The sequence below is a fragment of the Dyella koreensis genome, from assembly GCF_044904565.1.
GTDB classification, from domain to species: domain Bacteria; phylum Pseudomonadota; class Gammaproteobacteria; order Xanthomonadales; family Rhodanobacteraceae; genus Dyella_D; species Dyella_D koreensis.
Genome location: NZ_JADIKD010000005.1, coordinates 219,886 through 230,375, shown reverse-complemented (window position 1 = coordinate 230,375; position 10,490 = coordinate 219,886). Strand labels below are relative to the sequence as shown.

The following is a 10,490-nucleotide window of genomic DNA, read 5'->3' as shown; positions in this document are numbered from 1 at the left end:
GAACCCGCAGGCGTAGCCGGAGGGCGCGTAAGAGGGGTGCCCTCTCTTTTGGTTACTTTTCTCTGGGCAAGCAGAGAAAAGTAACTCGGCTCGCGGCAGCGAGACGAAACCCCGCCGCAGGCGGACCCGTGCGAGACAACGCGACAACCGAGCGACAACGCCACTGGATTCCGGCCTTCGCCGGAATGACGGCTTACAAGCGCTGCCGCGGCATCCCCTTCAACCGCAACACAAACGCCACCCCACTCCCATCCTCAAGATTCCGCGCCACCGCCACCCCATGATGGCGCTCCGCCACCAACCTCACCACATAAAGCCCCAAGCCCAGATGCGGCGCATCCCCCGGCGTAGCCTTATCGCGCAAACTCACCAGCGAATCGAACAAGCGCCCATGCATCGCCGCCGGCAACGGCGCCCCCTGATTAGCCAGTTCGATCTCCGCGCCATCACCAGACGCACACAAGCTCAAGCGCAGCCACCCCGTTTCCGGCGTGAACGAAAGCGCGTTGTCGAACAACTTGTCCAAAGCCTGCGCAATCAGCTCCGGCGCGCAATGTAAACGCAGCGGCGCATCAGGCAGCACGCAATCCAGCCGGCGCGCACCGGCCAGCGGCCGATAGGCGTCGGCGCAACCGCGCACCACCTCGACCAGATCCACATCCTCCGGCTCGGCCGCCGCGATCGCGCGCTCCATCCGGGTGGCTTCGCTCATCGCGCGCACCAGCGTACCGAGGCGCGCCACGCCATCACGCGCACGTGCCAGATAGGGCACAGCGTCTGGAGGCAAGGCGGCGTGTTCGAGGTTGTCCAGCGACGACTTCACGATCGCCAGCGGCGTATTCAGTTCGTGTGAGAGCTTGGATGCCAACGTGCGCAGGTAATCGGTATAGCCGCCGACCACTTCCAGCAGACGCTCGAAGCTGCGCGCGAGATCGCCGATCTCGTCCTCGGCCTCGGTCATCGGGAACTTGCCGATCATCTGGCCGTCCAGACGGCCATCATTGGCCTGTGCCTGTTCGGCAGCGTCGCGCAAGCGGGCCAAACGGATGCTCAGGCGGGTGGCAAAGGTCAGCAGGATGGCGCCGGCCACCAGCAACACGCCGAAGCTGATGGTGAGCAAACCCAGCAGGGCGCGGTTGGCCAGCAGCGGTACGGCGCGGCTGGCCTGTTCCAGCAGCAACACACCTTGCGCGTTGCCCGCCGGCCCGATGGGCACCGCCGCGGCAAGCACCACGCTGCCGCGCGCTTCGCCGCGGCGCCACAAGGTGGCCGGACTGCCGTTGCGTGCCGTTTTCACTTCCGGCACATCCAGACGCGGCGCCTCGTCGGTCCACGGCTCCGCACTCTCGAGGCGATTGGCGAGCAGCAGGCGATAGACCATCGACGCAAACCAGCCCGGCTGTTCGGCCACCGTGGCCGCGGTGGCGCCGAGACGGCCACTGCGCGCCAACAGCCAGCCCTGCGGTGCCAGCACGCGCGCGCGCACGTTGTCGGGCGCGAGCTGCGCCAGTTCCTTGGACAACACACCGGAGTAGCTCAGCAGCGGACGGATATCCACCGACTGCGGATCGCCGCCGGCATCGGCGGATGCGTCATGCACACCCACGCCGAGGCCGTCCAGCGCGAGGCTTCGTGGCAGCCGCAGCTCGACTCGGTAGCCGCTGCCGTCCTCCTGCCATTGCGCAACGATCAGGTCGGGCAGCTTCTGTGCGGGAGGATCGAGCGGGCGCGCGGTGACCGGCCCTGGCGCCATGCTGGCGAGCAGATAGCGACGCTGCTGCCCGCCCTTGTCGAGCCCGAGGATCAGATGGTCGGCGGCCAGCGCGTTGGCGTCGCCGGCGTCGGCGCGCGTGCGATGCGTGCTGCGCACGTCAACGTAGAGATAGAGCCAGTCCTTGTCTTCGGCGAGCAACAGCTTGCCGCGCCCGCCCAGCGGCTGGCTCCACGGTGTCAGCGGCGCCCAATCGTCGCCGTAGCCATCCACGGTGATGGGATTGGCCGACTGCTGCACATACCAGCCGGCATCACCCTGCGGCAGTGGCGCATGCGTCACTACCAGGCTGCGCGCCACCGCGCGTGCCGAGGCAATCAGCGCCTGCTCCTGCCCTTCGCGCAACAGCATTTCCATCTGGCGCACGTAGAGCCAGCCGGCAATCGGCAACGCCAACGTGCAGAGGGCGACAAGGAGAAGTTTGCGGCGGAGAGTCATGGCGTCACTGTATCGCCGGCCGCCGGCATCGAGCGACTAATCAATGCCTGGCCGCTTGTGCCGGAGCGTGCCCGGGCACGTAGGTCGCGTAGGTGGACTGCTCAACGACCCGCTTGAAACGTTCAAGCACTTCGCCGCGCGATGCATCGCCGGCCGCCACCGTCATCGACCAGCTGAAACGAATGCCGCTCGCTTTACCCGGATCGCAGAACACCACCACATCATCGATGTGATCCGTGCCCTGATACAGGCCACCCTGGCAATTCATCGTCGGATGGCTGACCGCAAATGCCGCCACCTTGCCGGCGGGATCGCGTTGCAGATAGTGCTTCTTGTCGTCCTGCCATTCGGCCGCCAGCGTCGGCAACTTCGACGGCCACACATTGAGCACCATCACCCGGTCCGGCTCACCGGTCCATTCGCCTCGATAGAGCACCAGATTGACGCCAATGGCCTTGGCGTACTGACAACAATCCTGCGTCCAGCCCTGGGGCACACGCGTGGCAATTACCCAGCCCGGCACAGCACCATCCGGCTTGCCATTGACCGTCGCGGTCTGCTCACCCGAAGCGGCGGCCTGCGCCGCCGATACAAGCACGAATAGAAAACCCAACAGCAAAGCACGCATCACGGCCGCCAGCGGTAGCCGACGCCATGCACGGTTTCGATCGCGTCGAACTCCGGCGCGATGGCGATGAACTTCTTGCGGATCCGCTTGATGTGCGAGGTGATCGTGGCGTCGTCCACCACCAGCTCGGCCTCACGCATCAACTGGTCGCGGTTTTTCACGTGACCGGGGAAACGCACCAGGGTATGCACCATCCAGAACTCGGTGACAGTGAGCGGGATTTCCTCATCGTTCCAGGTGATGCGCATGCGCTCGGATTCGAGCTTGAGCGGACCGTGCTCGATCACCGTTTCGCTGGAGGCCGGTGCCTTCAGGGATTCGATGCGGCGGAACAGCGCGGCTATGCGCGCAGCCAGCTGATGCAGGCTGGTGTCCTTGCTCAGGTAGTCGTCCGCGCCCAGGCGCAGGCCGGAGATCACGTCGAAGTCCGAATCGCGCGCGGTGAGGAAGATGATCGGCAGCGTGGCCGACTTCGCGCGCAGCTCGCGGCACAAGTCGAAACCGCCTTCAGGCTCATCGCCCAGACCAATGTCGATGATCACCAGCTCCGGCAAGCGCATGGCGAAAGCATTGGAGGCTTCCTGGCGCGAACCGTAACCGCGCGTGTCGTAACCGAAGCGGTTCAACGCCTCGACATAGTTCGCGCGGATCAACGGTTCGTCTTCGACGATGGCAATACTGCGGCCCATGGCGGTTCCCTGTGGTCAGTGCTGCGCAGGGTGCTATGTGGCCCCACCGTGCGCAAGCCGGCCATGGCCTTTGCCCGCATTTTGCCAGATGCCATCGCACGATCGGCCGCAGCCCGCCGTGCGGCGCGCCCCACCCGGGCGCCTCATAGGCTCCAGTCCCACGGAGCCCCGATGCCCATGACTTCGCCCGAATCGACCGACCGCGACCCCAACGCCGAACTGCGCGGCTTCGAACCTCTCCGTGTAGTGCTGGCCGTAGGCGCGCTACTGCTTGGCCTGGTCATGAGCATCCATTGATGGCCGTGGGCCCGACCTGATCCGACTCCTGTGAGCTGCCGTGGAAGGCATGGAGGCGGCTGGCGTGAAAGGAATCGCGCCGGTCGCCAGGGGCAAGGAATCGCCCCACCGACGACTGTTTTGTTTGCGATGCCCTCTGGACGATGCTTTCTTGCCCCGCTCCCCCGCGGGGCTTTTTTATGGCCGCCCGTCGGACTGATCAGGGCACTGAAAGCGGCGCAGCGATCGCTGCCCATCCGGTTGTCCCGCACGATTTTGGAGTCGTCGCAAAAACCTGCGGCAACACCTGCCATGCCGCCCCGAAAAATTCATGCGGTCCGGGGAACCATTCCGTGCTGCTCCGGTCTGAACTTGCGGCAGGCACCCGTTCCATTGCCGTGGAGCACGCAGGAGCGCCGGGTGCCGGCCAGCGTGGTCTCCTCTGAACGTCGTTCCGACGTCCTTTATCCCGGCGCCTCCCCTGCGCCGGGATTTTTATTTCCGCTCAGCCGATGGCCTTGTGCATGGCTTCGATCACCGTGCGGTAGTCCGGTGCGTTGAAGATGGCCGAGCCCGCCACGAAGGTGTCGGCGCCGGCCGCGGCGATCTCGCCGATATTGTCGGCGGTGACGCCGCCGTCCACTTCAAGACGGATGGCGCGGCCGCTTTCATCGATACGGCGGCGCACCTCGCGCAGCTTGTCCAGCGCGCCAGGGATGAACTTCTGGCCGCCGAAGCCCGGGTTCACCGACATGATCAGCACCAGGTCCAGCTTGTCGAGCACATGGTCCAGCCAGTTCAGCGGCGTGGCCGGATTGAACACCAGGCCGGCCTGGCAGCCGGAGTCCTTGATCAGGCCGATGGTGCGGTCGACATGCTCGCTGGCTTCCGGGTGGAAGCTGATCAGGCTGGCGCCGGCCTTAGCGAAGTCCGGCACGATGCGGTCCACCGGCTTCACCATCAGATGCACGTCAATCGGCACGGTGATGCCGTAGCCGCGCAGCGCCTTGAGCACCATCGGGCCGATGGTGAGGTTGGGCACGTAATGATTGTCCATCACGTCGAAGTGCACCCACTCCGCACCGGCCGCCAGTGCCTTGGCCGTGTCTTCGCCGAGACGGGCGAAATCGGCGGAAAGAATGGAGGGGGCGATGACGGGGCTCTGCTTGCTCATGGTGTAAGTCCTGTAGGAGCGCACCCTGTGCGCGATCCGGTGAAACGATGGTGCTGCGTGCAGGTAGAACGTCGCCCACAGGGTGGGCTCCTACACATGTCGAGCTTATTTGAACCCGCGTTCTGCCTTGATCCGCTCGTACGCCGCGTTGATCTCGCTCGCGCGGGCTTCGGCGCGCTTGCGCATATCTTCGGGCAGGTCGCCGAGGCGGTCGGGGTGATGTTCGGAGATCAGCTTGCGATAGGCACGCTTGACCGCGCGGTCGTCGACGCTGCGCGAGATGCCCAGCACGGTGTACGGATCGGGACCGCTGGCGTTGCGCTGGGGCGGCACATAGCCACCGTTGCCATACGCGTTGCCGCGATAGCCGCCACCAGTGGCGGCATTCCAGGCATAACCCTTCATCGCCATCAGCGCCATCAGCTCCATGTCGCTGACGCGCAAGGCGAAGGCGAGCTGGCGCAGGATGGCCATCTTCTCCGGCGGCGGATTGCCTTCGGCCAGCACCGTCTCGATCACCACATCCAGCACCGGGAAGGCGTGGTCGCGGCGCATGCCGACCCACTGGCGCAGGCCGTCGATGGCCGGCGTCACGTCGAACTCGGGCTGCTTGCCGGCGTTGAAGCTGCCGATAGCCTGTTTGCGCTGCTCGGTATCCAGGCCCATGCGCGACATCACGCGCTCGGCGATGGCGATCTCCGCCTCCGACACACGGCCGTCCGATTTCGCCACCGCACCCAGCAAGGCGAACAGCGGGCTGATATAGCCGCCGGCCTCGGGCGTAGCGCGGCGGCGCTGGCCTTGTTTGAGGCTGTCGATGATGAAGCCGGCGATACCGCCCACGATGGCGCCGGGCAGGCCATGGCCGAAGATCAGGCCGAGAAAGGCCAGCAGCAGGGTCCAGGACACGTTCATGGCTTGGCCTGCGGCGGTTGCGGCGACTGCACGCTGTACCAGCGGGCCAGCTCTTCCAGATCGGCGTCGCTGACCGGGCCGATCGCGGCGCGCATCAACGGCACGTTGCGGCGGCCGTCGCGATACTGCTTGAGGGCCTCGCGCAGGTAGTCGAATTTCTGGCCGGCCAGATGGGGGGCTCCGGGAATCTGGGCGATGCCAGTTTCACCGTGGCAGGCCGCGCACAGGCCGAGGCGGGCAGGCTTGGCGACCGGCGCGGCAAGAGAGGGCAGGCTGGCGGCCAGGCTCAGTGCCGCGGTCAGTACGATTCGCATCGGCCACACGTAGGGTTAAAGGTTGGCGATTCTAGCAGCCCCTACCGGGCGGAGTCGGGCCTGCGGCGACAGCACATGTCGGATTTGCCTTCGCCCCGCGCGCGGCAATGGACTTCAACCCCTGTCGGCCGTGCGGCAGCTGCCTGCCGGTACAATGTCGCGCTTCCCTTGCCCCATCGGATCGCCCAGGAGCCCGCCGTGCCCACCACCCTGCTGCAATCGAACCTGCCCGGCCTGGAGCTGATCCATCGCGGCAAAGTGCGCGACGTCTACGCGCTGCCCGGCAACCGTTTGCTGATCGTGGCCACTGATCGCCTGTCGGCTTTCGACGTGGTGTTGCCCGACCCGATTCCGGGCAAGGGCGAAATGCTCACGCAGATTTCCAACTTCTGGTTCGGCAAGACCGAGCATCTGGTACCCAACCATTTGCTGCACACCCCGTTGAGCGAAGTGCTGCCGGAAGGCACCGACCTGAAGCTGTACGAAAAGCGCGCCGTGGTCACCCGCCGCCTGAAGCCGGTGCCGGTGGAAGCGATTGCGCGCGGCTACCTGATCGGCTCGGGCTGGAAGGATTACCAGGCCACCGGCTCGCTGTGCGGCATCACGCTACCGGCCGGCCTGCAGCAGGCACAGCAGTTGCCGGAACCGATCTTCACCCCGTCCACCAAGGCCGCCGTGGGCGACCACGACGAGAATGTGAGCTTCGACGCCGTGGTTGCCGCCGTCGGCTCCGAACTCGCGGAGCAGGTTCGCGCGGCCACGCTGTCCATCTATAAGTGGGCCGCCGCCTATGCGGCCGAGCGCGGCATCATCCTCGCCGACACCAAGCTCGAGTTCGGCACCGACGAGCACGGCAAGCTCTACGTGATGGACGAAATGCTGACGCCGGATTCCAGCCGCTACTGGCCCGCCGATGAGTACCGCGTGGGCATCAGCCCGCCGAGCTACGACAAGCAGTTCGTACGCGATTATCTGGAAACGCTGGACTGGAACAAGACGGCCCCCGGTCCGCGCGTGCCGGCCGGCGTCATCGACGGCACCTCCGCCAAGTACGCCGAGGCTCTGCAACGCCTCGCCGGCATCGTGCTGGACTGAGCCGATGAATGCCTGGCTCTGTCTCGGCCTCGCCATCCTGGCCGAGGTCATCGCCACCAGCGCGCTGAAGTCCTCCGAGAGCTTCACCAAGCTGCTGCCGAGTATCGCCGTGGTAGTCGGTTATGGCGTGGCGTTCTATTGCCTCAGCCTCACCCTTCGCCAGATCCCGATCGGCATCGCCTACGCGGTGTGGTCGGGTGCGGGTACCGCCCTGATCGCGCTGATCGGTGTGGTGGCCTACCGGCAGAAACTGGATCCCGCCGCCATGCTCGGCATCGGCATGATCGTGGCGGGCGTGCTGGTGCTCAACCTGTTCTCCAAGAGCAGCGCGCACTGATGGACGGCACACGCAGCATGCGCGACTGGCTCGACAGCTACAGCCGCGATCATCAGCACCCAACCAACCGGCTGCTGCACTGGATCTGCGTGCCGCTGATCGTGTGGTGCGCGGTAGCTATGTTGTGGACCGCGCCGGTACCGTCGATGCTCGGCCGCCCGGGATTCTGGTCGGTCGGCGTGCAGGTGCTGGCATTCGCCTGGTATTGGAGGCATTCGCGCCGGCTCGCGGGCGCGCTGCTGATCGCCTTCATCCTTCTCGACCTGCTTACCGAGCTGCTCTATCGCCAGCTTGGGCCGGTGGCTTTGCTGTGGAGCGCGCTCGGCGTATTCGCGGTGGCCTGGGTCGGCCAGTTCGTCGGCCACGCCATCGAAGGGCGTCGCCCCAGCTTCCTCACCGACCTCGCGTATCTATTGATCGGCCCGGCGTGGCTGATGGACAAACTGCTGCGCCGGCTCGGCCTGGGAGATGCCACGTGAATACGCTACTGGTGCTGCTCAGCAGCCTGTTGTGGTGGGTGCTCTACAGCAGCATCGGCGCGCTGTTCATCGCCATCATCGCGTGGGCGGTGCTGCGCTGGATCGAGCGTTCTGCGGTGGTGTTCAACCGCACCTACCTCGCCTGCCTGTTGTGGATGATGATCGACGTGGTGGTCATCGCTGTGGTGTTCGTGCGTAGCGGCGCGCAGTTCGATGCCGCCGTGATGAAGACCGTCTGGTGGCGCGTTTTCATGGTCGCCAACATGCTGCTTGGCGCCGCCCTGCTGTGGCGCCTGGTGCCGCGCATCGACGCGCGACGCATCAAGCCCACCAGCGCCTGCCTGGCGGTGGCGGTGATTATGCTTGTCGTCTTTGGCGCGGTCAGCAGCCTGCTGGGCTGAGCCGGCGCAAAAGCGTCCCACGCCAGTTAGATCTTCGGCTCGCCATCATGCACCGGCTTGCCATGCCGGAGATAAAAGTCCGGATGAAAGCTGGCGAATCGGCAAATGTCGAAACCGCTCTGGATCAAGGTACGGCCATCCGCGAAAGCGATGCGGAAATCGTGCAGGCAATCCGTGCCTTTGCGTATGCCGAGCATGGTCGCCCCACCACCCGCCAGCGGCTGCTCGCCGATGGGTATCCGCACCCATTGCTGACTCCTGGCGGGTGCGGCCTCGAATGAAACGATGCTGCTCTCCGCATCGTTGACCAGATTGACGTAACAGACGCGATCGACCGATGCGACAGCCGGAAGGCTGACGAATAACGCAGCTAGTAACCACCGACGCATAGAGACCCCCACCGTAGGAATGCAACGCAGTCCCCCATCGCGACATACATCATGGGGACGCGTCGCGGTGCACTCTGGGTTTAAGTCGCGGCGATAAGAAACCGAGAGTGGCTCAACTCTCGCGCCGCGCAATGGCGAAGAAAGCCAGATTGCCCAGTCCCGCCACACTGGCCAGCACGGCCACCACGCCGGGATTGATCTCCTGCCAGCCGAACCATTGGATCAAACCGAAGCCGATCCCCAGCGCCACCAGCACCAGCCCCCAGCGCAACGATGACTGCCGGCGCTGGATCTGTTCGGCCTGCAGGATCGAACGCACCAACTCTTCGGAACCGTTGTTCTTGAAGAACTGGTGGCGTAGGCGCGCCTCGACCAGCAGCTTGATGACATAGGTGACACAGACGAACAGCGCGATCGGAATCAGGATCTGTTGCATATCGTTCTCCGCGGAACTTGGACGGTCGGGGCCATAGATACGGTCTCGACCTCGTCGGTTGCAACGGCGGTACTTGCAACCGTTCCAGCCTTGCGCGTATCCCGTATCCCATGGATGACAAAGCCACATGAGCCAGGATCGGGACCTGGTCGACGCCGTTCTGGCCAACCGGCCGGGCGCGTTCGAGCGCCTGGTGCGCGAGTACCAGGGCCTGTGCTGGCACATCATCTACCGGATGGTCCGCCACCCGGAGGACGCGCGCGAGCTTTGCCAGGACACCTTTCTGCGCGTGCACCAATGCCTCTATCAATACCGCTACGAAAGCGCGCTGAAGTCCTGGATCGGCCAGGTGGCGTACTCGATCGCCCTGCGGCACCTCGAACGGCGGCGCATCCCGCTGGTCGAAGCCGCCGAGGGGGAGGAGGATGGAGACTTGCTGGAGAACTGTGGCGACGGCTTCGACCTGGAAGCGGCCTGCGCCGACGAGGAAGTGGCGCGCCATCTCCGCGCCGCCATCGAAACCCTGCCACCGTTGCAACGTACGCTGTTGACGCTGTATCACCTGGAAGAGATGTCCATCCCCGAGATAGCGAAGATCACCGGCCTGGCCGACGGCACAATCAAGAGCTATTTGTTTCGAAGCCGGCTGCGCTTGCGCAGCGTGCTCGAACCCCGGATAGGAACCACCGTATGACGACCCATACACGCCCACCCGATAACGACGCCGCCGAACGCGAATGGCAGGCGCAGGAACAGGCGATCGAGCGCGAACGGCATGGCCTGGACCCGGCCACCGACGATGCCAGGGTGTTGCGCTATCGCGTCCTTGCACGGGCACTGCGGCAACCGCCGGAACAGGCACTGCCGGCCGATTTCGCACAGCGTGTCGCTCGCCAGGTCGAGCTGAGCGCCGCCAGCAGGGCCAGTGCGGATCCTGGTTTTGAACGCTATCTGCAGCGCTTTCTCGTCGCAGTGCTGATGGTGGGTGCCATCGTCGTTGTTGCCGGCCATGCCAGCGAATGGTTGCCCTCATTCAGCGCCGCCGTACCCATGACCGTACTGACCAACCCCTGGCTGCTCGCTTTCGCCTGCTGCATCGGGCTATCGCAGGGCATCGCCCAGTGGCAGCGTCGTGTGCATTGAGCACG

General features: G+C 65.2%; 15 protein-coding genes. 7 read left to right on the top strand and 8 right to left on the bottom strand.

What is annotated here, in order from left to right; translation table 11 throughout:
* Nucleotides 1-193: 193 nt before the first annotated feature.
* Genes ISS97_RS02005 through pdsR form a run of 3 tightly spaced genes read right to left on the bottom strand, consistent with a single transcriptional unit; the run spans nt 194 to nt 3,526 of the window.
* On the bottom strand, nt 194-2,209 hold the full coding sequence (locus tag ISS97_RS02005; RefSeq protein WP_379987679.1) for an ATP-binding protein: 2,016 nt from the start codon (nt 2,207-2,209) through the stop codon (nt 194-196).
* A gap of 40 nt (nt 2,210-2,249) precedes the next feature.
* Nucleotides 2,250-2,837 carry a hypothetical protein gene (locus ISS97_RS02000; protein WP_379987678.1) on the bottom strand — a complete coding sequence of 196 codons (588 nt, stop codon included), beginning with the start codon at nt 2,835-2,837 and terminating at the stop codon, nt 2,250-2,252.
* Entirely contained in the window at nt 2,837-3,526 is a 690-nt protein-coding gene (gene pdsR / locus ISS97_RS01995) for a proteobacterial dedicated sortase system response regulator (RefSeq protein WP_379987676.1), read from the bottom strand. Before pdsR ends, ISS97_RS02000 begins: the two co-directional genes overlap by 1 nt.
* A gap of 171 nt (nt 3,527-3,697) precedes the next feature.
* On the opposite strand from pdsR, the gene ISS97_RS01990 reads away from it, so the two are divergent.
* Nucleotides 3,698-3,823, top strand: a complete 126-nt coding sequence (locus tag ISS97_RS01990; RefSeq protein ID WP_379987674.1) for a hypothetical protein — start codon at nt 3,698-3,700, stop codon at nt 3,821-3,823.
* Between the two features lie 484 nt (nt 3,824-4,307).
* On the opposite strand, the gene rpe is transcribed toward ISS97_RS01990, so the two are convergent.
* The 3 genes from rpe to ISS97_RS01975 form a co-directional block, all read right to left on the bottom strand.
* Nucleotides 4,308-4,976, bottom strand: coding sequence for a ribulose-phosphate 3-epimerase (rpe, locus tag ISS97_RS01985; RefSeq protein WP_379987672.1), 669 nt, complete (start codon nt 4,974-4,976; stop codon nt 4,308-4,310).
* 105 nt (nt 4,977-5,081) lie between these two features.
* Nucleotides 5,082-5,891: a co-chaperone DjlA gene (gene djlA, locus ISS97_RS01980; protein WP_379987670.1), complete on the bottom strand. Its 810-nt coding sequence runs from the start codon at nt 5,889-5,891 to the stop codon at nt 5,082-5,084.
* Nucleotides 5,888-6,205, bottom strand: coding sequence for a c-type cytochrome (locus ISS97_RS01975; RefSeq protein ID WP_379987669.1), 318 nt, complete (start codon nt 6,203-6,205; stop codon nt 5,888-5,890). The genes djlA and ISS97_RS01975 overlap by 4 nt, the downstream gene beginning before the upstream one ends.
* Before the next feature lie 198 nt (nt 6,206-6,403).
* On the opposite strand from ISS97_RS01975, the gene ISS97_RS01970 reads away from it, so the two are divergent.
* From ISS97_RS01970 to ISS97_RS01955, 4 genes are read left to right on the top strand one after another with little or no spacing between them, the layout of a single operon-like run.
* Nucleotides 6,404-7,300 (top strand): phosphoribosylaminoimidazolesuccinocarboxamide synthase, encoded by an 897-nt coding sequence (locus ISS97_RS01970; protein WP_379987667.1) that lies wholly within the window; start codon nt 6,404-6,406, stop codon nt 7,298-7,300.
* A gap of 4 nt (nt 7,301-7,304) precedes the next feature.
* On the top strand, nt 7,305-7,637 hold the full coding sequence (locus ISS97_RS01965) for a DMT family transporter (RefSeq protein WP_379987665.1): 333 nt from the start codon (nt 7,305-7,307) through the stop codon (nt 7,635-7,637).
* Nucleotides 7,637-8,116: an Mpo1 family 2-hydroxy fatty acid dioxygenase gene (locus ISS97_RS01960; RefSeq protein WP_379987664.1), complete on the top strand. Its 480-nt coding sequence runs from the start codon at nt 7,637-7,639 to the stop codon at nt 8,114-8,116. Before ISS97_RS01965 ends, ISS97_RS01960 begins: the two co-directional genes overlap by 1 nt.
* Entirely contained in the window at nt 8,113-8,517 is a 405-nt protein-coding gene (locus ISS97_RS01955; RefSeq protein WP_379987662.1) for a hypothetical protein, read from the top strand. The genes ISS97_RS01960 and ISS97_RS01955 overlap by 4 nt, the downstream gene beginning before the upstream one ends.
* A 26-nt stretch (nt 8,518-8,543) precedes the next feature.
* Here ISS97_RS01955 and ISS97_RS01950 read toward each other — a convergent pair whose 3' ends face one another.
* Together ISS97_RS01950 and ISS97_RS01945 are read right to left on the bottom strand one after the other, a co-directional pair.
* Complete coding sequence (locus ISS97_RS01950; RefSeq protein WP_379987660.1) at nt 8,544-8,906, bottom strand: hypothetical protein; 363 nt, start codon at nt 8,904-8,906, stop codon at nt 8,544-8,546.
* A gap of 112 nt (nt 8,907-9,018) precedes the next feature.
* The gene (locus tag ISS97_RS01945; RefSeq protein ID WP_379987659.1) at nt 9,019-9,342 is read right to left on the bottom strand and encodes a hypothetical protein; all 324 of its coding nucleotides are present in this window, start codon (nt 9,340-9,342) and stop codon (nt 9,019-9,021) included.
* Between the two features lie 127 nt (nt 9,343-9,469).
* On the opposite strand from ISS97_RS01945, the gene ISS97_RS01940 reads away from it, so the two are divergent.
* Entirely contained in the window at nt 9,470-10,036 is a 567-nt protein-coding gene (locus ISS97_RS01940) for an RNA polymerase sigma factor (protein WP_379987657.1), read from the top strand.
* On the top strand, nt 10,033-10,485 hold the full coding sequence (locus ISS97_RS01935) for a hypothetical protein (protein ID WP_379987655.1): 453 nt from the start codon (nt 10,033-10,035) through the stop codon (nt 10,483-10,485). The genes ISS97_RS01940 and ISS97_RS01935 overlap by 4 nt, the downstream gene beginning before the upstream one ends.
* The last annotated feature ends 5 nt before the right edge of the window (nt 10,486-10,490 follow it).